The organism is Pseudoxanthomonas sp. CCNWLY206-1, from assembly GCF_039710385.1.
Taxonomy (GTDB): domain Bacteria; phylum Pseudomonadota; class Gammaproteobacteria; order Xanthomonadales; family Xanthomonadaceae; genus Pseudoxanthomonas_A.
The window spans coordinates 110,851-136,642 of the sequence record NZ_JBDKXI010000005.1 but is presented as its reverse complement, the minus strand read 5'-3'; the positions used below and the strand labels follow the sequence as shown (position 1 = coordinate 136,642).

26 protein-coding genes are annotated in these 25,792 nt (G+C 61.6%); 8 read left to right on the top strand and 18 right to left on the bottom strand.

Annotation, left to right across the window (positions count from 1 at the left end):
• Positions 1-124: 124 nt before the first annotated feature.
• The 3 genes from AADW18_RS12820 to AADW18_RS12810 all read left to right on the top strand — a co-directional run bounded on the left by AADW18_RS12820 (position 125) and on the right by AADW18_RS12810 (position 3,404).
• Entirely contained in the window at positions 125-1,084 is a 960-nt protein-coding gene (locus tag AADW18_RS12820) for a TerC family protein (protein ID WP_337343789.1), read from the top strand.
• A gap of 201 nt (positions 1,085-1,285) precedes the next feature.
• Positions 1,286-2,071 (top strand): rhomboid family intramembrane serine protease, encoded by a 786-nt coding sequence (locus tag AADW18_RS12815; protein ID WP_337343788.1) that lies wholly within the window; start codon positions 1,286-1,288, stop codon positions 2,069-2,071.
• 235 nt (positions 2,072-2,306) lie between these two features.
• Positions 2,307-3,404 carry a glycoside hydrolase family 18 protein gene (locus tag AADW18_RS12810; RefSeq protein ID WP_337343787.1) on the top strand — a complete coding sequence of 366 codons (1,098 nt, stop codon included), beginning with the start codon at positions 2,307-2,309 and terminating at the stop codon, positions 3,402-3,404.
• 280 nt (positions 3,405-3,684) lie between these two features.
• Here AADW18_RS12810 and AADW18_RS12805 read toward each other — a convergent pair whose 3' ends face one another.
• Positions 3,685-5,994, bottom strand: coding sequence for a TonB-dependent receptor (locus AADW18_RS12805; RefSeq protein WP_337343786.1), 2,310 nt, complete (start codon positions 5,992-5,994; stop codon positions 3,685-3,687).
• A gap of 400 nt (positions 5,995-6,394) precedes the next feature.
• On the opposite strand from AADW18_RS12805, the gene AADW18_RS12800 reads away from it, so the two are divergent.
• The gene (locus tag AADW18_RS12800; RefSeq protein ID WP_337343785.1) at positions 6,395-7,438 is read left to right on the top strand and encodes a patatin-like phospholipase family protein; all 1,044 of its coding nucleotides are present in this window, start codon (positions 6,395-6,397) and stop codon (positions 7,436-7,438) included.
• Between the two features lie 185 nt (positions 7,439-7,623).
• Here AADW18_RS12800 and AADW18_RS12795 read toward each other — a convergent pair whose 3' ends face one another.
• The 3 genes from AADW18_RS12795 to AADW18_RS12785 form a co-directional block, all read right to left on the bottom strand.
• Positions 7,624-8,229, bottom strand: coding sequence for an N-methyl-D-aspartate receptor NMDAR2C subunit (locus AADW18_RS12795; protein ID WP_337343784.1), 606 nt, complete (start codon positions 8,227-8,229; stop codon positions 7,624-7,626).
• 49 nt (positions 8,230-8,278) lie between these two features.
• Positions 8,279-8,647 (bottom strand): hypothetical protein, encoded by a 369-nt coding sequence (locus AADW18_RS12790; RefSeq protein WP_337343783.1) that lies wholly within the window; start codon positions 8,645-8,647, stop codon positions 8,279-8,281.
• A gap of 124 nt (positions 8,648-8,771) precedes the next feature.
• Positions 8,772-9,251: an Lrp/AsnC family transcriptional regulator gene (locus AADW18_RS12785; RefSeq protein ID WP_337343782.1), complete on the bottom strand. Its 480-nt coding sequence runs from the start codon at positions 9,249-9,251 to the stop codon at positions 8,772-8,774.
• Between the two features lie 127 nt (positions 9,252-9,378).
• Between AADW18_RS12785 and phhA the strand changes: the two genes are divergently transcribed.
• Positions 9,379-10,263, top strand: coding sequence for a phenylalanine 4-monooxygenase (gene phhA / locus AADW18_RS12780; RefSeq protein ID WP_337343781.1), 885 nt, complete (start codon positions 9,379-9,381; stop codon positions 10,261-10,263).
• 195 nt (positions 10,264-10,458) lie between these two features.
• On the opposite strand, the gene AADW18_RS12775 is transcribed toward phhA, so the two are convergent.
• From AADW18_RS12775 to AADW18_RS12755, 5 genes are all read right to left on the bottom strand, one after another.
• Positions 10,459-11,157 (bottom strand): YafY family protein, encoded by a 699-nt coding sequence (locus tag AADW18_RS12775; RefSeq protein WP_337343780.1) that lies wholly within the window; start codon positions 11,155-11,157, stop codon positions 10,459-10,461.
• A 49-nt stretch (positions 11,158-11,206) separates the two neighbouring features.
• Positions 11,207-11,953, bottom strand: coding sequence for an NIPSNAP family protein (locus AADW18_RS12770; RefSeq protein ID WP_337343779.1), 747 nt, complete (start codon positions 11,951-11,953; stop codon positions 11,207-11,209).
• Positions 11,946-12,296, bottom strand: coding sequence for an NIPSNAP family protein (locus tag AADW18_RS12765; RefSeq protein WP_337343778.1), 351 nt, complete (start codon positions 12,294-12,296; stop codon positions 11,946-11,948). The genes AADW18_RS12770 and AADW18_RS12765 overlap by 8 nt, the downstream gene beginning before the upstream one ends.
• A gap of 25 nt (positions 12,297-12,321) precedes the next feature.
• Complete coding sequence (locus AADW18_RS12760) at positions 12,322-12,933, bottom strand: hypothetical protein (protein WP_337343777.1); 612 nt, start codon at positions 12,931-12,933, stop codon at positions 12,322-12,324.
• Positions 12,934-13,185: 252 nt separating this feature from the next.
• Complete coding sequence (locus AADW18_RS12755) at positions 13,186-14,274, bottom strand: PA0069 family radical SAM protein (RefSeq protein WP_337343776.1); 1,089 nt, start codon at positions 14,272-14,274, stop codon at positions 13,186-13,188.
• A 69-nt stretch (positions 14,275-14,343) separates the two neighbouring features.
• Here AADW18_RS12755 and cls point away from each other — a divergent pair, with 69 nt between their 5' ends.
• From cls to AADW18_RS12740, 3 genes are all read left to right on the top strand, one after another.
• Positions 14,344-15,789, top strand: coding sequence for a cardiolipin synthase (cls, locus tag AADW18_RS12750; protein ID WP_337343989.1), 1,446 nt, complete (start codon positions 14,344-14,346; stop codon positions 15,787-15,789).
• A gap of 65 nt (positions 15,790-15,854) precedes the next feature.
• Positions 15,855-16,121, top strand: coding sequence for a hypothetical protein (locus tag AADW18_RS12745; protein ID WP_337343775.1), 267 nt, complete (start codon positions 15,855-15,857; stop codon positions 16,119-16,121).
• Positions 16,122-16,134: 13 nt separating this feature from the next.
• Positions 16,135-16,890, top strand: coding sequence for a pyridoxine 5'-phosphate synthase (locus AADW18_RS12740; protein WP_337343774.1), 756 nt, complete (start codon positions 16,135-16,137; stop codon positions 16,888-16,890).
• Positions 16,891-16,930: 40 nt separating this feature from the next.
• On the opposite strand, the gene AADW18_RS12735 is transcribed toward AADW18_RS12740, so the two are convergent.
• From AADW18_RS12735 to gyrB, 9 genes are all read right to left on the bottom strand, one after another.
• The gene (locus AADW18_RS12735; RefSeq protein ID WP_337343773.1) at positions 16,931-17,332 is read right to left on the bottom strand and encodes a biopolymer transporter ExbD; all 402 of its coding nucleotides are present in this window, start codon (positions 17,330-17,332) and stop codon (positions 16,931-16,933) included.
• A gap of 333 nt (positions 17,333-17,665) precedes the next feature.
• Complete coding sequence (locus AADW18_RS12730) at positions 17,666-18,079, bottom strand: biopolymer transporter ExbD (protein ID WP_337343772.1); 414 nt, start codon at positions 18,077-18,079, stop codon at positions 17,666-17,668.
• Positions 18,080-18,082: 3 nt separating this feature from the next.
• Complete coding sequence (locus AADW18_RS12725; protein WP_337343771.1) at positions 18,083-18,508, bottom strand: biopolymer transporter ExbD; 426 nt, start codon at positions 18,506-18,508, stop codon at positions 18,083-18,085.
• Positions 18,509-18,556: 48 nt separating this feature from the next.
• Complete coding sequence (gene exbB / locus AADW18_RS12720; RefSeq protein WP_337343770.1) at positions 18,557-19,321, bottom strand: TonB-system energizer ExbB; 765 nt, start codon at positions 19,319-19,321, stop codon at positions 18,557-18,559.
• A gap of 78 nt (positions 19,322-19,399) precedes the next feature.
• Positions 19,400-20,074: an energy transducer TonB gene (locus AADW18_RS12715; RefSeq protein ID WP_337343769.1), complete on the bottom strand. Its 675-nt coding sequence runs from the start codon at positions 20,072-20,074 to the stop codon at positions 19,400-19,402.
• Between the two features lie 158 nt (positions 20,075-20,232).
• Positions 20,233-21,417: a tetratricopeptide repeat protein gene (locus AADW18_RS12710; protein ID WP_337343768.1), complete on the bottom strand. Its 1,185-nt coding sequence runs from the start codon at positions 21,415-21,417 to the stop codon at positions 20,233-20,235.
• A gap of 136 nt (positions 21,418-21,553) precedes the next feature.
• Positions 21,554-22,363, bottom strand: a complete 810-nt coding sequence (locus AADW18_RS12705) for a M48 family metallopeptidase (RefSeq protein WP_337343767.1) — start codon at positions 22,361-22,363, stop codon at positions 21,554-21,556.
• Positions 22,364-22,436: 73 nt separating this feature from the next.
• Entirely contained in the window at positions 22,437-23,300 is an 864-nt protein-coding gene (locus tag AADW18_RS12700) for a CPBP family intramembrane glutamic endopeptidase (protein ID WP_337343766.1), read from the bottom strand.
• 13 nt (positions 23,301-23,313) lie between these two features.
• Positions 23,314-25,752: a DNA topoisomerase (ATP-hydrolyzing) subunit B gene (gene gyrB, locus AADW18_RS12695; protein WP_337343765.1), complete on the bottom strand. Its 2,439-nt coding sequence runs from the start codon at positions 25,750-25,752 to the stop codon at positions 23,314-23,316.
• Positions 25,753-25,792 lie beyond the last annotated feature (40 nt).

The following is a 25,792-nucleotide window of genomic DNA, read 5'->3' as shown; positions in this document are numbered from 1 at the left end:
GGCTGTGAGCGAGACCTTCGCCGCAATGGCGAAGGTCTGCCCTGGAATCCGACATACGCTCCATTCCATCAGCAACCCTCGGCCTCTGCGGCACGTGCGTTTTCTTTCTTTCGAAGGAGTTGCGATGCAGACGATTGGCAATGTGTGGTTATGGGGCGGCTTCGCCGTCGTGGTGGTCGTGGCTTTGTTGGCCGACCTGGTGCTGATGCGTCACGGCGGCGCGCACAAGGTGACGTTCAAGGAGGCGTTGTATTGGAGCCTGGGCTGGATCGGCCTGGCGCTGCTGTTCAATGTCGGTCTGTGGTGGTACGTGAACGAAACCGCCGGCGCGGAGATGGCCAGCAAGATCGGCTTGGAGTTCCTCACCGGCTATCTGGTGGAAAAGTCGCTGGCGGTAGACAACATCTTCGTGTTCCTGATGGTGATGAGCTATTTCGCGGTGCCCGAAGAACAGCGCCAGCGTGTGCTGGTGATCGGCGTGCTGGGCGCTATCGTGCTGCGTGGCGTGTTGATCTTCGCCGGCGCGGCGTTGCTGGCCAAGTTCCATTGGCTGCTGTACCTGTTCGGCGCTTTCCTGCTGCTGACCGGCATCAAGATGTGGTTCGCCGCGGGCAAGGAACCGGACCTGGAAGCCAATCCCGCATTGCGCTGGATGCGTGGGCACCTGCGCCTCACGCCGAACTACCACGGCGATGCGCTGAGCGTGATGCAGGACGGTGTGCGCTGGTACACGCCCCTGTTCGTGGTGCTGGTGCTGATCGCCATAACCGACGTGATCTTCGCGGTGGACAGCATTCCGGCGATCTTCGCGATCACCTCGGATCCGTTCATCGTGCTGACCTCCAACGTGTTCGCGGTGCTGGGCCTGCGCGCGATGTTCTTCCTGTTGGCGGGCATGGCGGATCGTTTCCACCTGCTGCCCTACGGGCTGGCGGTGGTGCTGGTGTTCATCGGCACCAAGATGCTGCTGATCGACGTGTTCAAGATTCCGGTGCTGTGGTCGTTGGCGGGCGTGGTGATGATTCTGGGCGTGACGATTGCGCTGAGTTTGATGCGGCCGGCTAAGCCGGGGGCTTCTGCCTAGGCATAGGCGTGACGGTATTGTCCTTGCGCTGCTGCGGAAAGTTCATCGAAGCGGACGGTTCACGCGGCTACCCCGTGAACCGTCCGCGTCAGTAAGCCATCAGAAACAACGCCGAATATCCCGCGGACGGGATGGTGTATCCGCACGAGAACCGCCGCAGCCACCCTTGCAATCCAAAACAGCGGCGCCATTGCATGATGCATGGACCCACATCATCCCGATCACCCGGCCTTCGATCCGGAAACCCAGCGGCAGCATGACCGGCGCCGCCTGCTGTGGGCGCTGAACCTCAGTCTTGCGTTCGTGCTGTTGCTGGCCGCGGTGTTCTCCGCGCAGGGCAGCTTTGACTGGCGGCCATTCGCTATCGAACCGATGAGCCCCGGAGGGTTATGGGGCATTTTGACGGCGCCGTTGCTGCACGGGTCCATCGAACACATCGCCGCCAACGCCACCGCGTTGCTGATCCTGGGTACGTTGGCCGGCAGCGTGTATCCGCGCGCCACGCTGTATGCGTTGCCGTTGGTATGGCTGGGCGCCGGATTGGGACCATGGTGGCTGGGCGATGCCGGTACGCACCACCTGGGCGCCAGCGGGCTCACCCACGGCCTGATGTTCATGATCTTCATGCTGGGGCTGCTGCGCCGCGACCGTGCAGCGATCGCCGCCGGCATGATCGCGTTCCTGTTCTACGGCGGCATGGTGCTGACGGTGTTGCCGCGCGAAGCCGGCGTGTCTTGGCAAGCGCACATGGGCGGCGCTGTGGCGGGGTTCATCGCTGCCTTCTTGTTCCGCAAGCTCGATCCGATGCTGCCGCGCAAACGTTACAGCTGGGAGATCGAGGAAGAAGAAGCCGCGAAGGCGAACGATGAGTTGGAACTGCCCACTCCGCAGGCAGTGCCGATCCTGTGGCAGCGCGAGCAACAGGAAGAAGAACGTGGGGTGTTGTTGCGTTTCCCGCCGCGCGAGCCGCCGGACGGCGCCCGGTAGCGTGCGCGGTGCGCACGACTGAAAATCATCGTGCGAACAAGCGCCCAGGCAGCGTAGATTCCAGCGTCCTGCGCACCGCGCACGCTACAGGCTCTCTAGCTTTCTGATTCTTCGGATCGTCGTCTCAATTCGTCGCTGACGCTGCGCCGTATAGTTGTCTCTTGCGATCGCAGGAGGTGTGCAGCGGATGACAGCGACAGGGAAATTTCTAGCAACCGGCTTGGCTTGGGTAGCCATGCTTATCCACGTATCCGCGTTCGCGGAAAATCCGGGCGGCGCGCCGGATAGCTACAGGATCATCGGCTATGTCGCTGATGGTCCCGCGCTGCCGACTATCAGCGCGAACAAATTGGATGTCATCAATTTCGCGTTCGCGCAGGTCAACCCCGCGCATGAGGTGTTCCTGCCGCAAGAAACCGCCGCGCGTTCGCTGGATGGTCTGGTGGCTTTGCGCAAGGTTAATCCGGAGCTGAAGGTGCTGCTGTCGATCGGCGGCTGGGGCGCTGGCAATTTCTCCGAAGCGGCGCTCACCGACACCGCACGCGCGCGTTTCGCCGATACTGCGGTGGAGTTGATACGCCAACACGATCTGGATGGCGTGGACATCGATTGGGAGTATCCGGCCCATCCCGGTCCCGGCATCAGCCATCGGCCGGAGGACAAGCAGAATTTCACCCGTTTGCTCACTGTTGTCCGCGAGAAGCTTGATGTCTTGAGCGCGGCCAACGGTGGGCGGCCTTACCTGCTCACCATTGCGGCGGCCGACGGCGAAGCCGCGAAGGGTCTGGAGATCGCAAAGATCGCGCGGATACTCGACTGGATCAATCTGATGACCTATGACTTCTACGGCAGCCTGACGCCGACGACGGGACATCATGCCTCCTTGTATCGCTCAAGTACCGCGGCGTCGGATAGCCGCAACACGCAAAAAGCCGTGGACGAGTTCATCAAGGCCGGCGCACCGCCGCGCAAGATCAATATCGGGCTAGCGTTCTATGGCCGTACTTTTGGCGACGTGGCGGTCGAGCAACACGGATTGCACCAGCGCTTCGGCAGCGACGGCGGTTTTATTTCCTGGCAGGAGATCGCACGCGACCACCTCGGCAAGCCCGGCGTCGTCCGTTACTGGGATGAGGAAGCGCAAGCCGCCTGGCTCTGGAACGAGAAACAACGGCGCCTGATCAGTTATGACGACCCGCAGGCGCTGCAGGCGAAGGCGCGATTCGTGCGGCAACGCGGATTGGGTGGCGTGATGTACTGGGAACACGCGCAGGATCCCGACGAACAGTTGCTGGATGTGGTTCGCGCTGCTTTGTATCCCGCCAAGCCGTAGAGCGGCGCCTCTGCAACGCGGTAAAGAAAAGGGCCGCCTCGCAAGAAGCGGCCCTTAGCTTTTTTCGGGCACGCCGCCCTTAGCCGGTCGTGCCGATCCATTAACGTAGAGCGGAGCTTGTTACATCCCCTTAAGGATTCCGCTGCTGGTTGTGTAACGGGCTCCGGAGACTGTCAGCCGAGCGAGCTCGGCTCTACGCAAAGCCGCGATACCGGCATCCTTGCTTTGATCTCCGCCGGATGGATTTCTGTTGGATCTTCAGAAGATCGTGACGGGGCCTTTAGAACTTCGCGGTGAACTCGATACCGTAACTGCGCGGCTCGTTGATGAAGCCGGTCAGGTTGTTGAAGTCGATCGCGCCCACGATGCGGGTCTGGTCGGTGATATTGCGGCCGAACAGCGCCACGTCGTAGTCACCGTAGTTCCAGCCGTAGCCGACGCGCAACCCACCTTCCAGCGACGACTTGCCGCGGAACTCAAGCGACTCGTACAGAAAGAAGTTCACTTCGCTGCGATAAGCCCAGTCGGTGTAGACATACAACTCGGCGCCCTCGCCCATCGGGATGCCGTAGCGCGCAGTCAGGTTGTGCACCCACTTGGGCGCCTGGGGCAGAGAGTTGCCGTTGATGTAGTAGAAGCCGGTCGGCAGGTTGGTCACCGGGTCCAGCACCGGTGCGTCGGTCACAGTGCAACCACCACCGCACCCGGCGACCGCCAGGTTGCTGTCCTTGATCTCGGTGTCGTTATAGCTGCTGCCCAGCGTGACCAGCAGACTGTCGGTCAGGTACGCCTCCAGGTCCAGCTCGAAGCCCTGGCCGACGCTTTTGTCGGCATTGAGCAGCGTGGCGATGTTGGAACCGCCGCCGACGGCGATGATCTGCTGGTCGTTGACGTTGTACCGGAACACGTTGAAGCCCACGCGCGCGCGCTTGTCCCACAGGTCCGCCTTGACGCCCATTTCGTACGAGATCACTTCTTCCGAATCAGCCGTCGAGACGCCGCCGTTCGGCGCACCAGGCGCAGCGAACAACAGACGGCCCTGAATGGACGGGGCACGGAAGCCCTTGGCCACGCGGCCGTAGAAATTCACGTCGTCGTTGAACGCGTACACCGCGCTGGTATCCCAGCTGACGTCATTGACGTCGGTGCTGACAACGTATGGGCCGCCGACCGGCGCACCGAAAGGCGCGGCTTCCAGCACGCTGGCGGAGAAGTCCTTCTTGTCCTGCGTATAGCGCACACCGCCGCGCAGTTTCAGCTTGTCGGTGACGTCGTATTCACCCGAAGCGAACACGGCCCAGGCGGTGTTTTCCTGCTCCTGCACGGCATGACCGGCCTGCGGATTGCCGGGCGTCAGCGAGTCGTAGTTGAAACTGTCGATAGTGATGTCTTCCTTGAAATAGAAGACGCCCGCCTGCCAATTGAACTGACCGTCGTAGTTCGATTCCAGGCGGAATTCCTGGGTGATCTGCTTGTGGTCCGGCAGGCCATCGGCCGACTCGGACGCGAACGGAATGAAACCGGGGCCGGAGTTGCCTGGGCCGAGGAATGCCGCGCCGTAGCCACCGTCGATATCGCCGCGGTTGAGCGACTCGGCGGTTTCGTAGCCGGTGATCGAATGCAGGTTGTAGTCGCCAAACTCCCAGCGCAGGCGCGCGCTACCGCCCCAGGTATCGAGTTCGGAGAAGTTGACGCCATCGACAGAAACCTTGTCCTTGTCGAAGCCGGCCACGAAGCGATTGCTGCCCGGTTCGATGATGTTGGCGCGGAACAGCCGCGCGGTGCCGTTGAGATGACGCTTGTGCAGATTGAGCAGTGCTTCGAAGGCATCGCCTTCGTACAGGAACTGCACGCGCGCGGCGGCTTCGTCATAGCCTTCAAAACCGTCGCTTGGACCCGCGTAGGTGTTGTCCACCCAATCGTCCTTGCGCTGGTACAGCGCCGACACGCGTGCGGACCAGCGTTCGCTCAGCGGTCCGCCGACAGCGCCTTCGAAGTTCCACATATTGTCGGTGCCGTAGGACAACTGGCCGTAGCCGCTCAATTCACGGGTGGGCTTGGCCGACTCGAACTTCACCACGCCGGCCGGGGTGTTGCGGCCGAACAGCGTGCCCTGCGGACCGCGCAGCACTTCGATGCGCTCCAGGTCGAACACCGGGAAGCCTTTCAGCAATGGGCTTTCCTGCACCACTTCGTCATAGATCAGCGAAACCGGCTGCGAGGCGTTCAGATCGAAATCGGTATTGCCCAGGCCGCGAATGTAGAAACGCGGGAAGGCGCGGCCGTAGGAGGATTCGATGTTCAGGCTGGGCACGCGCGCGGACAGGAAGCGCACGTCATTGCCGCCCGAACCCAGCACGTCCAATTTCTCGGCGCTGACACTGGAAATGGACACTGGCACGTCCTGGATGTTTTCGACCCGGCGCTGTGCGGTGACCTGCACCGCATCCAGCGTGGCAGCGGGAGCCTCGCGTGATTCGGCGACAGCCGTCGGTGTTTCCTGGGCAAAGGCAGTGCCGAAGGGCAGCAAAGCGGCGATGGCGAAGGCAAGGCGATGCGGCCGCACGGCGGCGGAGCGAAGCTGGGACATGGCGATGGCTATCCGGAGAGTGGGTGGTCGGGGCGCCGACGGCGCTAGCACGCGAATGTTGCATTACAGCAACACTCGGGGCAATGGCCGGAAGTACCGTTCAGGCTGAAGGTAACGGGGATTCGCGCACTTCCCGGCCGCATTCCATTCGGAGCAGGGATTTTTCGTATGTGGGCGGCCCTCCGGTTGGACGCCTCCGCCGTTGTAGGAGCGGCGTCCCGCCGCGAGCTCTTCCCTCGGGTCGTATTAAAAGCGAAGAGCTCGCGGCGGGACGCCGCTCCTACGACGGCCAAAGCCACTCTTACCCGCAGCGAACGGTTGGATATCGTTGGGCTGCCGGCGTGTATGCTGCGCCGCTGATCGCCTGCCCCGCTCTTCCACCCTGCCCTGCCCGCCGACAATGACCACGCTCCGCCGCGCCCGCCCGCTTTGGTTGCTGACCTTCACGCTGCTGCTGAGCGCGTGCTTCGACAACACTCGACCAGCACCTCCGCCGACGGTCGTTGAAGCGCCGGCTCCGCTGCCTAATATCCGTGTCGGCATTGCGCTGGGCGGCGGCGCAGCCAAGGGCTTTGCGCACATCGGCGTTATCAAGATGCTGGAAGCCAACGGTATCCAGCCCGTCGTGGTCTCCGGCACCAGCGCCGGCAGCGTGGTCGGTGCGCTTTATGCCAGCGGCATGGATGCTTTCCAGATGCAGCAGCAAGCCTTCGCGCTGGACGAAGCCAAGATTCGCGACGTGCGGTTGTTCTCCGGCGGCTTGGTGCAGGGCCAAAAGTTGCAGGACTACGTCAACGACCTGGTCGGCAAGCAGCCCATCGAAAAACTCAAGAAACCTTTCGCCGTAGTGTCGACTCAACTGGAAACCGGCGCACGTACGGTGTTCGTGCGTGGCAACACCGGCCAGGCGGTGCGCGCATCCAGCAGCATTCCCGGTGTATTCGAACCTGTCGTGATCGGCAAGTCGAGCTTCATCGACGGAGGCGTGGTCAGTCCCGTACCGGTGGACGCCGCACGCCAGCTGGGCGCTGATTTCGTCATCGCGGTGGACATTTCCACCAAGGCTCCTGGCACCCGCCCCGCGAGCATGCTGGGCATCGTCAACCAGTCCATCGGCATCATGGGCCAGAAGCTGGGCGAACAGGAGTTGGCGCGCGCGGACATAGTGATCAGGCCCAAGGTCAACGACATCGGCCCGGCCGATTTCGAACAGCGCAATAACGCGATCCTGGAAGGCGAAAAAGCAGCTTTGGCGGCGATGCCGCAAATCCGCGCCAAGCTGGCGCAGCTGCAACAGGCGCGGCTAGCCGCGCAGGTTGCGCGTTCGGTGCCGCCACCAGTTACGGCGAAGTCGGATTGCGAAGAAAGCAAGTTCCGCCTGAGCAAGTTGTGGGGCAGCGACGGCAAGTGCGGCGGCGAAGAAAAGACCGCCAAGGCACAGTGACATTGTGCTTGTCGTAGAGCGGAGCTGCGCCAAGCGATAGCGCCAGGCCGATGGTAATGAGGCCGTCGCAACGGCAAGCGATAGCGAATAGCCGTTGACGGTGCTTATCGTAGAGCGGAGCTTGCTCCGCTGCTCTTCGGAAATCGATCTTGAATCATGAGCAGCGGAGCAAGCTCCGCTCTACGTCATGGCTTCCGCAAATTTTCGCGAGCACGCTGCTCCAACATTTCGCGAAAATGCGCCGTGCTGTAGATCGACGGCCGATCCAAAAAGCCCTGCAAAATCTCGCGGCGTTTGCGGCGAAACAGCCAGCGCGGCACGAACGCGTACTCTTTGCGGATCTGTTCTTCGTACTCGTCGAAGCGAGCTTGCTCCGCACCGAGTATCGATAGATCAATATCCACCAACAGCTGCTCATCCGGCAATATCGGATTGGCGGTATGCCGTGTCGCCATGATCAACGCATGCACGCGGTCGGCTGAATCGATGGCGACGCCAGCATCGATCAACGCCGTCCGTGCCCAATCGGCACTGCGTTCTTCGTTGTCAGGCCGATGCGTGTCATAGATCGCGTCGTGAAACCACAGCGCAAGTTCGATTTCGTCGGGATGCTCAGCGAGCTCGCGCACCGACTCGAACATCGCCAGGCATTCGTCCAGATGTTGCAACGTGTGGTAGTGGCGGTGCTGTTCCGAGTAATACGCGAGCAACTGGTCATACACGCCCCGCCCTTCCCCCCGCGCTCCGATGCCGGTCCATGCGCGTTGCCAGGAGTGCTGACGCTTGTTCATGCGGGCAGTCTATCGCCGGCGGGTGAAACTGTAAGCTCGCTTGCGAAAGTCACCGGTCATGGTGGGTGACTACGATGCCGTCGGGTGCGGGAAACAACTTGGGCGTGCCTTCCACTGTTGCGCATTCTATGACCAGTTCGCGCGAGCTACGCCAGTAAAGGCGTTCGTTGCGACCGCAATAACCTCCGAAAACCAGCGTCGACGTTGACCAGAACGGCAGGTACCGATAACGGACGTACGCTCCTGATCCGTAAGGAACGGCAGATGCTTCAGGAAGCGAGAAGAAGCGGGCCATGTATCGCCCATCCGGTGAGATCACGCTATCGCTCAGGTCAGAATTCCCCGCGCGCCATATCGCTTCATAGCCGCCGGCGGCGAGCGCGAGCACGCAGACAATGACGGCGAACAGATACTTCATGGGTGCCCTCCTTCGGCTGAGATCAAGCGGTTTTGTTGAACAGCAAGAATGAGGCGAACCGCGCTCTTGCAAGCCCCTAGGGCGTGGTGAGGGCCATCATATCCGCGAGCATCGGGAAGACCGGCTATGCCTTCGGCAACGGCAACCCACTGAACGCCTTCACCGTGCGCAGCACGAAGCTCGAATTGACGTCGGCCACCCCGCTGGCGTTGAGCAGTTTGTCCAGCAAGAACCGCGAGAAATGTTCCAGGTCCTGCACCACCACGTGCAGCAGATAGTCCATGTCGCCGGTAAGGGCGTAGCAGGCGACCACTTCGTCCCAGCTTTGCATGCTCTCGGCAAAAAGATCGATGCTGGGTTGCCCATGCTTTTCCAATTGAACGCGCACGAACGCTTGCAAGCCCAGCCCCACGGCTTTTGGATCGACCAGGGCGGCATAACCGCTTATGGCGCCGACCGCTTCCAGCCGCTGGATCCGGCGCAGGCAGGCCGAGGGCGACAGGTTCACCTGGGCGGCGATATCGGTGTTGGCGGCACGGCCCTCCCGCTGCAGCAGTGCGAGCAGACGCAGGTCGGTGCGGTCCAGGGCGATGGATTCGGCCATTTAATGTGTGTCCCGCCTATTTTGCGCAATTATGTTGCGCCAAATGCATCGGCGTGTGCAACTTTGCAATCCTATTGCGTCACTTCAGCGATAGCATGCTTGCACACGCCGACCCCAGGACCCACCCATGAACGAGCCGCGCCGCGTCGAGCACCAAAAGACCGACAAAGGCTACGTGCCGGTCTATACGACCGCCGTGGTGGAGCAGCCCGCGGATTATCCGGCGACCGACCACGACACCTGGGGCAGGTTGTACGAGCGTCAGCGCGAACTGCTGGTCGGGCGCGCCTGCCAGGAATTCCTGCAGGCGCAGGACGCGATGGGCATGACTCCACACCGTATTCCCCGCTTCGATGAGCTCAATGCGGTGCTGGGGAAGACCACCGGCTGGACCCTGATCGGGGTGGAAGGGCTGCTGCCGGAACTGGAATTTTTCGATCACCTGGCCAATCGGCGCTTTCCAGTGACCTGGTGGATCCGCCGGCCCGAGCAGATCGACTACATCGCCGAACCCGATTTGTTCCACGACCTGTTCGGTCACGTGCCGCTTTTGATGAACCCGGTATTCGCCGACTACATGGAGGCCTACGGCCGCGGCGGCGTGAAGGCGCATGGCATCGGCGCGGACGCGCTGCAGCACCTCACCCGGTTGTACTGGTACACGGTGGAGTTCGGCCTGATCAACACCCCTGAAGGCCTGCGCATCTACGGTGCCGGCATTGTGTCGTCGAAAGGCGAGTCGCTGTATTCACTGGAATCGCCCGCACCCAACCGGATCGGTTTCGACCTGGAGCGCATCATGCGGACGCGCTACCGCATCGATACCTATCAGAAGACGTACTTCGTCATCGACAGCTTCGAACAACTGATGGACGCCACCGCACCCGACTTCACACCGATCTATGCGCGACTGGATGAGCAAGAAGCCATCCCGGCGGGTGATGTGCGCGAGAGCGACCGTGTTTACACCCGCGGCACTGGCGAAGGCTGGGCGCAAGATGGCGACGTTTGAGAAATCCAACTGTGGGAGCGATGTAAGTCGCGACCGGAAAAACAACGCTTTTAGACACGGATTAACGCGGAAAGAAGCGGATTAAACGTTGAAGTTCTTATCCGTGTTTATCTGCGTTTATCTGCGTTTATCTGCGTCCAAGAGTTTTGTCTTTCCGGTCGCGACTTACATCGCTCCCACAGGAACAGCTACACGTCAGATATTCGCTTCCGGCCGCACACCCACCGCGCGCAGATAAGCATCCATTCCGCGCTCCGGAGTTTCGGTAAATACCTCGCCGGTTTCCGCTACGGCGACGATACGATCCGGTCGGAAGTTGCGGAAATCTCCGCGCAGCCGGCACCAGCCACCCAACGTCCAGCTCCCGCCCCAGAAGGACAGGCACAGCGGTTCCACTTCGCGTTGCGTGGTCTCGCCAGACTGATCCCGGTACGACAGCAACAAGACGCGTTGGCCTTCGATGGCGGCATGCAGGCGATCGATCATGCCGGTGGCCTCGAGCCGGCCTTCCAACACCGGCGCAAAGATCCGCGTGCGCTTGGCGCGTGCGCGCAGTTCCGGCGGCAGTACCGCTTCGATTTTCAGTAGCGCCGAGCGCGAACCCTGCGACAGCCGTTCACCTCCGAACGCGCGGACAAAGCGGGTGCCCACGACCAGGGCTTCAAGTTCTTCGATATTGAACATCAGCGGCGGAATGTCCGCGCCCTTGCGCAACAGATAGCCGACGCCGGCCTCGCCTTCGATCGGCACGCCGGACAGCTGCAGGTCGGCCACGTCGCGGTAGACGGTGCGTAGCGAGACTCCGAGGGTCTCGGCCAGGTTGCGGGCGGGCAGGGCAGTGCGGCGGCCACGCAATGCATGGATGATCAGGAACAGGCGGTCGGCGCGGCGCATCCTCGCATCATCGCCGACGCGCGCGCCCGCCGCCATATTGGCCGACAGCTCACCAGGAGATGCCCAGGCGAGAGCGAGCGGTGGGCTTCAACCGAAGCGATTCGACCCGGTGCGGTACTTGCGGCGGCTTGGAACCGCCATTGGCCGACAACGCTTCCATCAGTTGCCAATAGCGCGCGTAAGCCTGCTCATCGGCGAAGTGGGCGAACCAGGCGAACACATGCTCACCTTCGCGCACCGGCAACGCGGTAAAGGTGTTCTCGCTGTAGTCGGTGACAAAACTGGCCAACAGCGTCGCGCCCATCGCCGCCAGTGGCGGCCTGCGCATATTGTGGAAATGGGCAAGAAACCAGGGACTGACCGGCGCGTCGAAATAATGCAAATTCGCCACCACCAATCCTTCCGACGATGCCATCGCTCCTGGCGGACGCGGCTTTCCTTCGACGCGGAAACCGGAGCCCGGATATGCGGGGCGCAGCAGCAGCACGTTGTCCGAATCGATCATCGTCGCATTGGCAGCATCACGGTTCGCCTTCCACACCGGTCCGCCATAGAAGTCGGCCAGCGTCTCGCGGCGGGTAGACATGTCGGAGAACCCGCGCAGCCAGACGAAGCTATCTGGATGATCAAGATCGCGAAACTGGCCGATAACTTCCATCGCGACGGCTTCCTGGCTTTCCAGGAATTCGCGTTCGAATAACTCGATCAGTTCGTCCCGTCGTCCGGGGTGCAGCGTGTATTGGCGCAGCTCTACGATGGCGTGTTCGGCACGCCGGAGGGGCAGGGCATCAAACATTGTTTTTTTCCTTGTTCCTGAGCCTGTCGATGGTGGGATCGTCCATGGGAATGACGACCGACGTGTAATCTTCGATGAGATCGAGAATGGCCTGGCGCGGGCCTTCCCGCCATTGGGCACTGCCATAGAACTCGTCCTGGCGGTGCTGCCGGTCCTCCACGCTCGCGTAGGCCCGGATCAAATAATAGGAAACCTCATCATGCGCCGAAGCGCCGTGGCACACCACATCGGTCTGCCAGTGCCGCAGCATCGGCACGGAGATGTCCGACATCAACCGATCGAACCGGTCGCGCGTGCCGGGCTTGAGCCGATAGGAACGAATTTCCACGCAGCGTTGGGTCATGGCATGTTCCTGCGCAGCGCGCTCATCACGGCAGCCGCGTCATGTGCATATGCCAATTGGTTTCCCAATGCCGGCCGTCGTCGATCGAGAGTGCCTGTTCCCAGTGCGCGTGGTCCGCGGTGATCTCGTGCCAAAGGAACCGTACCAACACCGGCTGACCTTTATGCTGGTCACGGCCATAGAACGTGCCGACGCCGTTCTCGAAACGTCCCAGGACGGGCGGTTCCAACACACCATCGCGATTGCTGGCCCAGTAGATGCTCCACTGATGCGTGCGCAGATCGAACAGGCGCAGCGTCATGCCGCGGAATCCGCCTCCCCATTCGGTAACGAAATCGTCGATGTTGCCGACGCCACCCAGGATGGGCTGGCAATGTTGGGTGGCGGAGAAGTGTTCCCACTCGTCGCAGCCAACCAACCGCTCCTTCAGCCGTTCGTTCCGCACCTGCCAGCAGCCATGATAGAAATCGAAATCATGGCGGCCGTCTTGGGAAGAATGCGGGTCCAGCATAGGGGAGGGCCCTGGATAGATGAGTTGTTCGCCACTGGCAAGGCTGCGGCTTATTCCGGCGACGTAGCTTTGGAGAACCCGCGCCAGCAGGCCGGGAGTGGGGGAGGGCGATACCTGGGTGCTCATGTACTGCCTCGGCGGTTCGCGGGAGCCTAGGAAGATAGAGGCCGTCTGCTGACAACGTGGTGTCAGCAGTCATGCAGGGGTCGAAGCTGCCGGGAGTGCCTACAGCACCGACGTGAGTCGCGATCGGAAAACAAGGCAAGATTCAGGCGCGGATTAACGCAGAAAGGAACGGATAAAAAACACGAATGATTTATCCGTGTTTATCGGTGTTGATCCGTGTCCAGAGCTTTAGGTTTTTGGTCGCGACGGTCGTCAGAACAACTCGCCCTGCGGTGAAAGCTTGCGCGGCGGGACAAAAAGACTGCAATTGAAATGGTCTTGGCGATTTCTGTTGAAGCCTAGGCGCTTGGTCGCCAAGGCGAAGCGCCGGGCCAGCAGATCGGCGTAGACGCCTTCGCCACGCATGCGCTTGCCGAATGTCGAGTCGTAATCCTTGCCGCCGCGCAGCTGATTGACCGTACTCATCACGTGTTCGGCGCGGTCAGGCAGATGCGTTTGCAACCAATCGCGGAACAGCGGCGCGACTTCATGCGGCAAGCGCAGCAGCACGTAGCCGGCCGATGTTGCGCCCGCCTCGCGTGCGGCTTCCAGCACCGCTTCCAACTCGCTGTCGTTCACCCATGGAATCGCTGGCGCAAACATCACGCCGACCTGCACGCCCGCTTCGCTCAGGCGCCGCACCGCGCGCAGCCTCGCATGCGGTGCCGAGGCACGTGGTTCCAGCCGTGAGGACAGATGGTTGTCCAACGAAGTGATGGAGAAATGGACCTGCACCAGGTTGTCGCGGGCCAGCGGCGCGAGCAGATCCAGATCGCGCTCGATCAACGCGTTCTTGGTGATCAGCGAGAACGGATGCTTGGTTTCGGCCAGCACCTCGATGATCCGCCGCGTCAGCTGCAGCTTGCGTTCGGTGGGCTGATAGGCGTCGGTGTTGATGCCCAGCGCGATAGGACTGACGCGGTAGCCGGGTTTGGCCAGCTCCCGCCGCAGCACATCCACCGCATTGGTCTTGGCGAAGATCCTGGTTTCGAAATCCAGCCCCGGCGACAGATCCAGATAGGCATGCGAGGGCCGGGCGAAGCAGTAGGAACAGCCGTGCTCACAACCGCGATAAGGATTGATGGACTGCGAAAAACCGATGTCCGGCGATTGGTTGCGACTGATGATGGTGCGGGCGGTTTCCTCACGCACCTGGGTCTGCGGCGATGATTCGATCTCGCCTTCCTGGTCCGGTTCATGCCAGCCATCGTCGGTGGAAACCGGGGTGGTGACGGCAAACCGGCCAGGGAGATAGCCGGTGGATCCCCGTCCCTTGATGCCCGGATGCTTCGCTTCGCCCATGCGGTCAGCTTACGCCGCAGGCGTCTCAATCACTGCGACACCGCATAGAATCGATGGATGCTGACCGCCATGCAAACGTTCTGGGACGGGTTCCTGTCCATTCCCAACCTGAAGGGCTGGCTGACCGCGGCCTGGCTGCTGTACATCGTGCCGTTGTGCGGCTGGATCATCCTGCAGAAGCGCGAGCCGGCGGCGACGCTCAGCTGGGTGCTGTCGCTGGCCATGCTGCCGTATCTCGGCTATCTGATCTATTTCCTGCTGGGCCCGCAGAAGATCAAGCGGCAGCAGCTCCGGCGGCACCGGTCGCGCTCCAGCCTGGAAGCCTACGACGTCTATTGCCCCACCGACCAGAACTGCAGCGAGCTGGCCATGCTGGCGCAGACCACGACCGGCCTGCCGCCCTCCACCGCCACTTCCGTACAACTGCTGGTCGATGGCGCCGCGACCTACGACGCCATTCTTGATGCGGTCGCCTCGGCCCAGAACCATGTGCATCTGGAGTACTACATTTTCGCTGCCGATCGCAGCGGCACCCGTCTGCGTGATGCGCTGGTGGAACGCGCACGCGCCGGCGTCAAGGTTCGCCTGCTGGTGGATGCGGTGGGTTGTGGTCGGGTGAAACAAAGTTTCTTTCAGCCATTGATCGATGCGGGAGGCGAATTCAGCTGGTTCCATCCCACGCGCCTGCGCCCGTTCACTCGGCCCTGGGTCAACCTGCGGACGCACCGCAAGATCGTGGTGGTGGACGGCCGTATCGCCTTCACCGGCGGCATCAACATCACCGACGACCAGAATGAGGCGTTGAATTCCAATGCCTACCGCGACCTGCATCTGCGCATCGAGGGCGACGTGGTGCGCAGCGTGCAGCAGGTATTCGTGGAGGATTGGGTTTACACCTCCCTGGGCCACCAGCGCCGCGACTTTCACGGTACCCGCCTATGGGGTACATCCGACGCAAACCTGCAGGGCGGTATTTCGACACAGACGCTGGTCTCGGGACCGGATTCGGCATGGGAGCCCATCCATCGCATGCATGTGGCGGCCATCCACGAGGCGCGTCAGCGCGTATGGCTGACAACGCCCTATTTCGTCCCGGGCGAGGCGGCCCGGATGGCGCTCACCTCTGCAGCACTGGGGGGCTTGGATGTGCGGCTTTTGGTGCCAAAGATGAGCGATTCGCGCTTGGTGACCTATGCGGCGCGCTCCTATTTCGACGAGTTGCTGGCCGCCGGCGTGAAGGTCTACGAATACGGGCCCCGGATGATGCACAGCAAGACGCTGCTGTGCGATGACGGGCTGGCCATCATCGGCAGCGCCAACTTCGACCATCGCAGCTTCCGGCTGAACTTCGAAATCTCGATGCTGTTCCGCGACGCCGGTGTCGCCGGCGTGCTTTCGCAGCTGCTGGAAGGCGAGTTCGCCGCCTCCGAGCCCGTCCACGCCGAACGGAACCGGGCATTCTGGCGCCAGCGGCTGCCGGAAGCCCTGGCGCGGCTGATGTCGCCATTGCTGTGAACAGCGCCCGTTTTTGCTCGCCCGCTGGCGGGGTAAACTTCCGCCATTCACCAAGGGGGCGGACCATGCATTGGCTTTACCTTTTGCTTGCCATCGGCTCGATGGGCGTCGCTCTTCGGACGTCGTCACTGGCGCTGCTGATCGTTTGCCTGCTGGCATCGCTTGGCTTGTTCCTGGCCTGGATTATCGGCTGGTATGCGGCCCGTGTTGGCGACACCAGCCGCGACGAATCCCAGATGATCGATCCGGCGGAGCTGCGCCGCCTGCGCCAGCTGGCGGAAGCACGCAAAACGGACGCCACTCGCTCGTCGATGGAACCGCCTGCGGCTTGATCGCCGACCTGCCATGACCGCGCTCAGCGTCAACGTCAACAAGATCGCCGTGCTGCGCAATTCGCGTGGCGGCAGCGAGCCCGACGTGGTGCGCGCGGCACGCACCTGCCTGTACGCCGGTGCCCATGGCATCACCGTGCATCCACGGCCGGATCAGCGGCATATCCGCGCCGATGACGTTTACGCGCTGGCGGAGCTGACTCGCGAGAACCGCGTTGAACTGAACCTGGAAGGCAATCCTTTCGCACCACCCCGCGAGGGTTATCCCGGCTTCCTGGCGTTATGCGAGCAGGTGCGCCCGGCTCAGGCGACTTTGGTACCCGACAGCGACGGCCAGATCACTTCCGATCATGGATTCGATTTCGCCCAGGACGCCGAACGGCTGCGCCCACTGATCGCCGAACTCAAGTCGCTGGGTTGCAGGGTGAGCCTGTTCGTCGATGCCGGTTGCCTGCAGCTGGAGCGCGCCGCCGAGATCGGTGCGGATCGTATCGAGATTTACACGGGTCCATTTGCGGAAGCGCTGGCCAACGGCAATGCGGATGCCGAGCTGCACCGCTGCGCGCGGACCGCCATCGAAGCCAGGGCGTTGGGCCTGGGTGTCAACGCAGGCCATGACCTCAGCCAGACGAATCTGGAAGAGTTCCTGGAGGCGGTGCCTCAGGTACTGGAAGTATCGATCGGCCATGCGTTGATCGGCGAGGCGCTGTACGCAGGCCTGCAACACACGGTACAGAACTACCTGGCGATACTCGAGTCCGTGCGGTGAGGCGCTGCCGGCCAGCGTTCTCAGAGTAGTGTGACCGGGGCTACCGAATGCTGATGTGGGTCAGTCCGCCATTGCGTGCAGCCGCCAGCGCGGCGACGACAGGTTGGTAGTCCGCATCGGAAGCGGTTTCGACAGAGAGCACCGCCTTTGGATCGGAGACGCTGGCCTCTTCCAGACGCTGGCGAAGATCCGCAAGGCTCAACGGGCGATCATCCAACCGATAGGTACCGTCCGCCGCAACCTCCAAGCGCAATTGCAGCGGCTTGGTGATAACCGTTTCCGGCGTTGGCTGTGGCAGCGATAGATTGATCGAACGCGTCAGCATCGGCGCGGTCACCATGAAAATTACCAACAACACCAGCATGACATCGACGAGCGGGGTGATATTGATCTCCGCCAAAGCGGAACCGCGGGACGAAACTGCCGAATCGGAGAAAGCCATAGCGGACTCCTGGTTTTGGTTGGCAGCCCCGACGCTACGCCGGATTGTGCGGGCTGGCAAGAGAGCCAGCGCGTTGGCCAGGGCCCGTTAGTCGCGACGGGCAGGCTAACGTTTCTTGGACACGGATCAACGCGGATGCGCACGGATAAGAACGCTTAGCGGTTTGATCCGCGCCTTTCCGCGTTGATCCGTGTCCAAAACGCTTTGGCTGTCCCCGGCACCTCCCACGCGAGAGACGTCCATGGGTGAGACGTCGGCCATACCGCTGCGGCAATCGCCCAAAAAAAACGCCACCCAGTGGGCGGCGTTTTCAGGTGTTGCTGGAAGTCGTGCTTACGGCTGCACGAATCCGATCTTCTGCATCTGCGCGTTCTTGGCCGCAGCCAAGACCTTTGCCATCACCTCGTACTGCGCATCCTGATTGGCGTCGATTCGCAGTTCCGGCTGATTGGTCGGATCGCGTTGGACCTCTTCCGTCATCCGGGCCTGCAGATCGCGCGGGCTGATCGGCGAGTTGTTCCAGTAAACGGAACCACTCGCATCGATGCGCAGGTCGATCGGCGGCGGCGGCTCGCGCAACTGCGGCGGCGGATTGATGACCCGCTGCGGCAGTGCGACGTCGATCGGATAGGTCATGATCGGCGCGGTCACGATGAAGATAATCAGCAGCACCAGCATCACGTCCACCAGCGGCGTGACGTTGATGTCGGCCATGGGGCCTTTGCTTCCACCCGTACTGAATGCCATGGCTTACTGACCCTTCTCTTTGGTGGCGACATAGCCGACATCCAGCATGCCCTGCGCCTGCGCGATCTTGGTGACTTCCGAGATCGTGCGCATCTTCGTGGTCCGGTCGCCACGCAGATTCAGCTTGGGCTGCGGCTGCAGCTGCGCGGTACTGGACAGACGCGATTCCAGGATTTCCTTGCTGATCGCCTCGTCGTTCCAGAACAGCGAGCCGTCCTCCTTCACCGAGATGGTGATCGGCGGAACTGGAGGCGCCTCCTGATCTTTTTCCTGCACGAGGTTGGCCTCGGGCAGTTCGATCTTGACTTTATGCGACATCAGCGGCGCGGTGATGATGAAGATGATCAGAAGCACCAACATCACGTCCACGAGGGGCGTGACGTTGATCTCGGCCATCGGGCCGCCGCTATTACCACTACTGAAAGCCATTTGCGGGCTCCGTCAATGCTTGTCGATGACTACTTGGGTACTACCGGCTCAGCGAACGCGCGAGCCGGTGGCGAAGAAGTCATGCAGGTCGTGCGCGAACGTATCGAACTTGGCGATCGTCGAGCTGTTGATCTTGCTGAAGAAGTTGTAGGCGAACACGGCCGGGATGGCGACGAACAGACCGATGGCGGTCATGATCAGCGCTTCACCCACCGGACCGGCAACCGCGTCGATCGACGCCTGGCCGGTCGCACCGATGCGGATCAGGGCGCCGTAGATGCCCCACACCGTACCCAGCAGACCTACGAACGGCGCGGTTGCACCGACGGTGGCCAGCAGGGTCATGCCGCTCTGCAACTTCGAGCTTTCGCGGGTCACGGCCTGACGCAGCGCGCGATCGACGAATTCCGAACGGCTCAGCGTTTCGCCGACGCCGGTACCGGCAGCGCCTTCCGAACGCTGGTGGTGCGCAGCGGCCTGGGCGGCATCGAGTGCGATCTTGGAGAACGGCTCGTTACGCGGCTGTTCTTCCATCAAACGGATAGCGTCCTGCGCGTTCGGCGTGTCCCAGAAGGTGCCGGTAACGCGGTCTGCCTGGCTCTTCAGACGGGTGTTCTTCAGAGCGTTGATGACGGTCCAGTACCAGGACAGTGCCGACATGATCACGAGGGTGAGCAACACAACCCAAGAAACAGCGAATTCACCGGGCTTGCTGGTCATTTCCTGGATCAAGTGTTCGAAGCCCATCTGCGTGAGGGCACTCGCGGCGTTGTTGCCCCCCGCTGCGGCGGCGATGATGGTTTCCTGCAGCATGACGCTTACCTTTATATAAGTGTTGATTGAGAGTGTTACGGTTTACGAAAGGGTGGTGCAAGTGCGGTGTGTCGAGAATCAGCCGCCCATGCTGAAGTCCACCGGCACGCGGACGCGACCGGCTGCCTTCTGGCCGTTTGAGATGGATGGGTTGAAACGCCATTTGCGTGCGGCGTCCATCGCGGCGCGGTCCAGATCGCGATTGCGGCTGGACTTCTCAACGGACACGTTGGTGACGTTGCCGTTGGCATCCACGTCGATGATCAGAATGACCGTGCCTTCGATACCGGCGCGGGCCGCAGCCGGCGGGTACTTCGGCGGGTTCATGTTCTTCGACGAGATATCGACGCTGGCGCCAATGTCCGCGACTGGAGCCGGAGGCGCTGGAGGCGCCGGGGGCTGATAGACGTCGGTCGGACGCGGCTCGGCCACTTCGATCGGCGGTGCTTCAGGCGGCGGCGGCAGCGGCGTGGTCTTGGGTGGCGCCAGGTTCTTGACCGGCGGCGGCGGAGTATCTTGCTTCGGCGGCGGCGGCGGCGGTGGCGGCGGCGGCGGCGGTGCATCGACGATGACCACCGAAGTACGGGTTTCCTGCTTCTTTTCGGCCGGCGGAGCGACCGCCGGAATCAACAGCATCAGCAACGCGGCCGCGTGCAACGCGATCACGAAGGCGATACCGATGATACGGGGCCAGTTGAGGCTGTTGTCCTCTTCCTCTTCCCGATACCTATTGATGACCAGTTGTTCAGCCATGCGCCAATTAACTCAATGTTGGGTCCGGGCGTTTGCACGCCGCGTTGTTTTAGGTACCGCTAACCTTTTCGTCAGCGGAATACCCAGCTTATACCAATCCGACACTGTAGCACCATCGTTTCTGTCGCTTTTTTGGCCTACGGTGTCATTCTTCCAGGCTAAGGCAGCGCGATAATCTTGCGCGCGTCCTCAGGCTTTTTCAGTCCTTTGTCCAGTGCCGCTTTTGCTGCTTGCTTGGCCTCCGGAACGCGATTTTCCTGCCAGAGCACCCGCGCCAGATTCAAATAAGTGTCGCCATTCGGAGCCAGAGGCGCGGCTTTTTGCCAAGCGTCGATCGCCGGCCCGATCTGCTCGGAGTAGTAGTACGCCTGCGCCAGCGCCAGTTGAGTCTGGTAGTCCGGCTTCAGAATACCTTTTTGCAGGCCTTCGTTAACTACCGAAATCACCTCTTTCTCTTTGCCGTCCATGTTGGCGTAGGTGACATAAAGCTGGCGATATTCTTTCTCGTCGGTCAGTTGGCCGGCCTGACGCATCTTTTCCAGCACGGCAGCGGCCTTGTCGAACTGATCGGCCTGCTGGTAGGTCGCGACCAGGTTCAACTGCGCCTTCTTGTCGGCGGGACTTTTGGCTGCCAACTGCTCGGCGATCTTGATCGCTTCGGCTGGCTGACCAGCCTCCACATAGGACGCCAACAACAGGCTATACCAGCTGTCCTTCGGTTCGGTCGAAGCGGCGATGGCCTGCTTCAGTACCGGAATCGCATCGGCATAGCGCTCCATCTGGTACAGCGCCTGACCTTTCTGGATCAGATCTTCCGGCTTGGTGGACTTGGTCTCGGCCAGGTAGCGATCTAGCGTTGCCATGCCTTCAGGGTACTGTTCGTCCTGCAGCTGCAGTTGTGCCAGCATCAGCATCGACTGGAAATGGTTGTTGTTGTCCAGGCTGTTGAGTTCGACTACCTGCTGCAGCATCTGCTTGGCGGTGGCACCGTCGTCCATGGCGTAAGCGGCTTGCGCACCCAACTGCGCGGCGATCGCCTTGTCGTATTCGTTGGCATTGGCATCGGCCGCGATTTCCTTGGCCAGCGTCAACACCTCGGCGTCGTTGCCTTCTTTTTCGTACGCTTTGTAGAGCTTGCTGATTTTGCCTTGCATCTTCGAAGACGCCTTGGTCTTCGGCTCCTCACGCGTGGCATCCGGATAACGGATTTCCGCCTTGGCGCTCTTGCGGGAAGAACTACGGTCCGCCGAACGCGCATCGAAGGCGACCGCGTCGGCAGCGATGCCGCCGCCGAAGGCAGCGAGCAGGGCCAAGCCCAGGAATTTCGAGTTGGGAAGCTTCATGATTTACCTCTTGAGGCCACCGCAGGGGATGGCGGTCCAAACCCGGCCGGTATCGCGGGGCCGGCAAAACTAACAGAATCCGGTACGGATCGGATACAAGTTTGCATGTTGCTTTGCAGCAAATTGGTACCGTACATCAACTGCACTTCGGGCTGTTTCCTGCTTTTCGCGCCGATTCGTAGACCGGCAGAAGCGCGGGAATATCGCGCTGTAGTTCGCGGATGCGATTGGTGGGGTCAGGGTGAGTGGACAACCATTGCGGCGGTCGGCTGCCGCCGCTCGCGGCGATCATGTTTTCCCACAGGTTCACGGCTTGGCGCGGATCGAAACCGGCGCGCGCCATGAGACGCTGCCCGACGACATCCGCCTCGCTTTCCTGCACCCGGGTATTGGGCAACAGGATCAAACCCTGCGCCGCGAAGCCACCAAGCTGGCTGGTCGCGTCGGCAGCGCCCTGACCATAGGCCGAACCCAGGATCGCACTGCCGATCCCCAGCAATGTCGATGTGCCCTGTTGCCGCGTGATGCGCTCATCGTGATGATGCTCGACCACGTGCCCGATTTCGTGAGCGAGCACCGCAGCCAACTGGTCCTGATTCTTGGCTACCGAAAAGATGCCGGCGTTGACGCCCACTTTGCCGCCAGGCAATGCGAAAGCGTTAGGATCTTTTTCAGCAAATACCGCCGATTCCCAGGCGACACGCTGCTGTTCGGCCGGCAGTTGGCGGACCAGGGCATTCACGACGCAGCGGACGTAGGAATTCTGCTTGGCATCATTGCTTATGGGGCCCTTGGCTTTCGCTTCGGCGAACGCCTGCGCGCCCAGCTGGTCCAATTGCTGCTGCGATACGCCGCCAATGTACTGCTTGCGTCCGGTCGACGACGTCGTGGTCGCACAAGCGGTCAAGGCGGTGGCGATAGCCACAGCGAGCATCCAGCTTTTCATAGGCCCCCTTTATTCGGTACGGATGTGGAGTGTGTGGAACGTCTGCTTAAACTTTCGTCAATCCAGCGGCTTTTCAGCCGCCTGCGAGCCCAAATACGCTCAGCGCTAGTGCATTGTTCAGCATATGGGCGCCAATGGGCGCCCAAAGCGTTCCCGTCCGGCGATAAAGCCAGGCGAAAACCATGCCCATGCCGGCATAGATCGTCCATAACAGCAGCGTCGCTAACGGCTCATTGCCGTTGGCGCCCGGCAATTCATGGGCCAAGGCGAAGGCCAGGCTGCTGAGTGCAGCACCCAGCCACGGCCAGCCAGCGGCCCACAGGCGCCCGAATAAAACGCGCCGGAACAGCAATTCTTCATAGGCGGGCGCCAGGACCACCGCAAACAAGATCAGAAACACCGGGTGAGTCGCGAATACGTCCTTTATCAACACCAGATTGCTGGGGTTGGGAGTGACGCCGAGCGACTGGCCAAGACGTGTGACGAGCGTACTGAAGAGGAAAACGCCTATCCCGACCAACGCCACGTTGGCCCAGGTCGATCGGCTCATTGCCGCCTGACGGGAATACGCGCGTTCGGCGGCCGTAGCGGGGCGGCGCCAGAAATAGAGCAATAGCGCCGTGCCGCCGGTGCTGACCAGCACCATGGCGATGGTGGCGACGGCGCTGGGCTTACCGACCGCTTGCATCAGCGCGGACGCGTCCATGCCGGCGAAGCCTTCCTGCATGCCGATCCGGATACCGCGCAGCATTGCCCAGACGAATCCGGTCGAGACCATCATCGCAATCATCGCGAACATCGCCAAAAACCAGTCGGCAAAAAAATGCAGCAGTGGCCGAGCCACTCCCGCAGCAGGTGCGGGAATAGGCGGTAATTGCGCTGTCTCTGCTACGTGCGACCTGGAGGGCGAAGCCGGGGGCGCGTCTAAATCGCTCATCGCTGCGCCTGCGTCAGACGTCCAGGTTAGAAACCTTCAATGCATTCGCTTCGATAAAGTCACGGCGCGGCTCCACCACATCGCCCATCAACGTGCTGAATATCTGATCGGCGGAGACGGCGTCCTCGATGCGGACCTGCAACAAGCGGCGAGTATCCGGATTCACCGTGGTATCCCACAGCTGCTCGGGATTCATTTCACCCAGGCCTTTGAAGCGCTGAATGCTGCGGCCTTTCTTGGCTTCTTCCAGCAACCAGGCTTGCGCTTCGGCGAAACTGTTCACCGGCTGAGTCTTGTTGCCGCGCAGGATGGTGGCGCCTTCGCGGACGAGGCCGTGCAGCACCGCGGCGGCATCGCGCAGCGGCCGCAGCTCTCCGGTTTCGAAGGCCGACAATGACAACACCTGAGTGAGTTCTTCGCCCATGTGGCGTCGCGTCGCCAACAGGGCAGCGGGACGTTGATCGGTCGCGGCCTGGAGTTGCAGCGAGTAACGCGCGCTACCCAGGTTGCCGCGGTTGAGCTTGGCTTCCAGCGCATCCAGTTCGTGCCGCTCATCGATGTTGCGCTCCAGGTGCGCGGCATCCAACGGCGTGAAATCGATCAGCGATTCCAGCAGGATCGAGTCGTAGCGATGCGCATTGCGCGCGATCGCGTCGCGCGCACCCGCGAACGCCAGCAGCAGGCTTTCCAGCGCTTCGCCGGAAATCGGCGGCTCGCCATTGGCGGGAATCAACGAGGCGCCTTCGACGGCGCTGTTCGCCAGGTACGCGTTGAGTGCGGCATCGTCTTTCAAGTACAGCTCTTGCTTGCCTTGCTTGAGCTTGTACAGCGGCGGCAGGCCGATATAGATATGGCCGCGCTCTATCAATTCCGGCATCTGCCGATAGAAGAACGTCAGCAGCAACGTGCGGATATGCGAACCGTCGACGTCGGCGTCGGTCATGATGATGATGCGGTGGTAGCGCAGCTTGTCCGGGTTGTACTCGTCCTTGCCGATGCCGGTGCCCAGCGCGGTGATCAAGGTGCCGACTTCGGCCGAGGCCAGCATACGATCGAAGCGCGCGCGTTCCACGTTGAGGATCTTGCCGCGCAACGGCAGCACCGCCTGGTTCTTACGGTTGCGGCCCTGCTTTGCCGAGCCACCGGCCGAGTCGCCCTCGACGATGAACAATTCGGACAGCGCCGGGTCTTTCTCCTGGCAGTCGGCAAGCTTGCCCGGCAGGCCTGCGATATCCAGTGCGCCTTTGCGACGGGTCAGGTCGCGCGCCTTGCGGGCGGCTTCACGGGCGCGGGCCGCGTCGACGATCTTGCCGGCGATGGAGCGGGCCTCGGCAGGGTTTTCCTGCAGGAACTCCTCCAAACGTGCACCGAACGTGCTCTCAACTACCGGTCTTACCTCCGAACTGACCAGCTTTTCCTTCGTTTGCGAGGAGAAGCTGGGATCCGGCACCTTGACCGACAGCACCGCGATCATGCCTTCGCGCATGTCGTCGCCCGACAGTGTGATCTTGGCCTGCTTGGCAATGCCGTTCTGTTCGATGTAGTTGGTCAGCGTGCGAGTCAGCGCGGCGCGGAACCCGATCAGGTGCGTACCGCCATCCTTCTGCGGAATGTTGTTGGTGAAGCAGAACATCGTTTCCTGGTAGGCGTCGGTCCATTGCAGCGCCACGTCCACGGTGATGCCGTTCTGTTCGCCGGTCACCGAGATCACGTTGGGGTGCAGTGGGGTCTTCAGCTGCGCCAGGTGCTCGACGAAACTGCGGATACCGCCTTCGTACTGGAAGACGTCCTGGCGCCCTTCTCCGCGTTCATCGATCAGCGTGATCTTGACGCCGGAATTAAGGAAGGACAGTTCGCGCAGGCGCTTGGCCAGGATGTCGTAGTGGAACTCGACATCGGTGAAGATTTCCGCAGCCGGCTTGAAGCGCAGCAGCGTGCCGCGCTTGTCGGACGGCTCCAGTTGCTTGAGCGGATACAGCGGCTCGCCCAGCGCGTATTCCTGCTGGTAGTGATAACCGTCGCGCCAGATTTCCAGCCACAGGTGTTCGGACAACGCATTGACCACCGATACGCCCACGCCATGCAGGCCACCGGAAACCTTGTAGCTGTTGTCGTCGAACTTACCGCCGGCATGCAGCACGGTCATGATGACTTCGGCGGCTGAAATGCCTTCTTCCTTGTGGATATCGACCGGAATGCCGCGGCCGTTGTCGTACACCCCCACCGAACCGTCTTCGTGGATCCTGACGATCACATCGTCGGCATGGCCCGCGAGGGCTTCGTCGATCGCGTTGTCGACCACTTCGAAGACCATGTGATGAAGGCCGGTGCCGTCATGCACGTCGCCGATGTACATGCCAGGGCGCTTGCGTACCGCTTCAAGGCCGCGCAGGACGGTGATTTTGCTGGAATCGTAGTTGCCGTTCGGTACAGAAATCGTTTCGTCGGTCATTCGCTTCAGGTCGGCTGCATAGCCCCATTACCGCCTGCGG

What these genes read in the sequence shown, in the direction of transcription:
- AADW18_RS12820 (WP_337343789.1), top strand. Translation starts at nt 125, where the DNA reads ATGCAGACGATTGGCAATGTGTGGTTATGGGGCGGCTTCGCCGTCGTG.
- AADW18_RS12815 (WP_337343788.1), top strand. Translation starts at nt 1,286, where the DNA reads ATGGACCCACATCATCCCGATCACCCGGCCTTCGATCCGGAAACCCAG.
- AADW18_RS12810 (WP_337343787.1), top strand. Translation starts at nt 2,307, where the DNA reads ATGCTTATCCACGTATCCGCGTTCGCGGAAAATCCGGGCGGCGCGCCG.
- AADW18_RS12805 (WP_337343786.1), bottom strand. Translation starts at nt 5,994, where the DNA reads ATGTCCCAGCTTCGCTCCGCCGCCGTGCGGCCGCATCGCCTTGCCTTC.
- AADW18_RS12800 (WP_337343785.1), top strand. Translation starts at nt 6,395, where the DNA reads ATGACCACGCTCCGCCGCGCCCGCCCGCTTTGGTTGCTGACCTTCACG.
- AADW18_RS12795 (WP_337343784.1), bottom strand. Translation starts at nt 8,229, where the DNA reads ATGAACAAGCGTCAGCACTCCTGGCAACGCGCATGGACCGGCATCGGA.
- AADW18_RS12790 (WP_337343783.1), bottom strand. Translation starts at nt 8,647, where the DNA reads ATGAAGTATCTGTTCGCCGTCATTGTCTGCGTGCTCGCGCTCGCCGCC.
- AADW18_RS12785 (WP_337343782.1), bottom strand. Translation starts at nt 9,251, where the DNA reads ATGGCCGAATCCATCGCCCTGGACCGCACCGACCTGCGTCTGCTCGCA.
- phhA (WP_337343781.1), top strand. Translation starts at nt 9,379, where the DNA reads ATGAACGAGCCGCGCCGCGTCGAGCACCAAAAGACCGACAAAGGCTAC.
- AADW18_RS12775 (WP_337343780.1), bottom strand. Translation starts at nt 11,157, where the DNA reads ATGCGCCGCGCCGACCGCCTGTTCCTGATCATCCATGCATTGCGTGGC.
- AADW18_RS12770 (WP_337343779.1), bottom strand. Translation starts at nt 11,953, where the DNA reads ATGTTTGATGCCCTGCCCCTCCGGCGTGCCGAACACGCCATCGTAGAG.
- AADW18_RS12765 (WP_337343778.1), bottom strand. Translation starts at nt 12,296, where the DNA reads ATGACCCAACGCTGCGTGGAAATTCGTTCCTATCGGCTCAAGCCCGGC.
- AADW18_RS12760 (WP_337343777.1), bottom strand. Translation starts at nt 12,933, where the DNA reads ATGAGCACCCAGGTATCGCCCTCCCCCACTCCCGGCCTGCTGGCGCGG.
- AADW18_RS12755 (WP_337343776.1), bottom strand. Translation starts at nt 14,274, where the DNA reads ATGGGCGAAGCGAAGCATCCGGGCATCAAGGGACGGGGATCCACCGGC.
- cls (WP_337343989.1), top strand. Translation starts at nt 14,344, where the DNA reads ATGCAAACGTTCTGGGACGGGTTCCTGTCCATTCCCAACCTGAAGGGC.
- AADW18_RS12745 (WP_337343775.1), top strand. Translation starts at nt 15,855, where the DNA reads ATGCATTGGCTTTACCTTTTGCTTGCCATCGGCTCGATGGGCGTCGCT.
- AADW18_RS12740 (WP_337343774.1), top strand. Translation starts at nt 16,135, where the DNA reads ATGACCGCGCTCAGCGTCAACGTCAACAAGATCGCCGTGCTGCGCAAT.
- AADW18_RS12735 (WP_337343773.1), bottom strand. Translation starts at nt 17,332, where the DNA reads ATGGCTTTCTCCGATTCGGCAGTTTCGTCCCGCGGTTCCGCTTTGGCG.
- AADW18_RS12730 (WP_337343772.1), bottom strand. Translation starts at nt 18,079, where the DNA reads ATGGCATTCAGTACGGGTGGAAGCAAAGGCCCCATGGCCGACATCAAC.
- AADW18_RS12725 (WP_337343771.1), bottom strand. Translation starts at nt 18,508, where the DNA reads ATGGCTTTCAGTAGTGGTAATAGCGGCGGCCCGATGGCCGAGATCAAC.
- exbB (WP_337343770.1), bottom strand. Translation starts at nt 19,321, where the DNA reads ATGCTGCAGGAAACCATCATCGCCGCCGCAGCGGGGGGCAACAACGCC.
- AADW18_RS12715 (WP_337343769.1), bottom strand. Translation starts at nt 20,074, where the DNA reads ATGGCTGAACAACTGGTCATCAATAGGTATCGGGAAGAGGAAGAGGAC.
- AADW18_RS12710 (WP_337343768.1), bottom strand. Translation starts at nt 21,417, where the DNA reads ATGAAGCTTCCCAACTCGAAATTCCTGGGCTTGGCCCTGCTCGCTGCC.
- AADW18_RS12705 (WP_337343767.1), bottom strand. Translation starts at nt 22,363, where the DNA reads ATGAAAAGCTGGATGCTCGCTGTGGCTATCGCCACCGCCTTGACCGCT.
- AADW18_RS12700 (WP_337343766.1), bottom strand. Translation starts at nt 23,300, where the DNA reads ATGAGCGATTTAGACGCGCCCCCGGCTTCGCCCTCCAGGTCGCACGTA.
- gyrB (WP_337343765.1), bottom strand. Translation starts at nt 25,752, where the DNA reads ATGACCGACGAAACGATTTCTGTACCGAACGGCAACTACGATTCCAGC.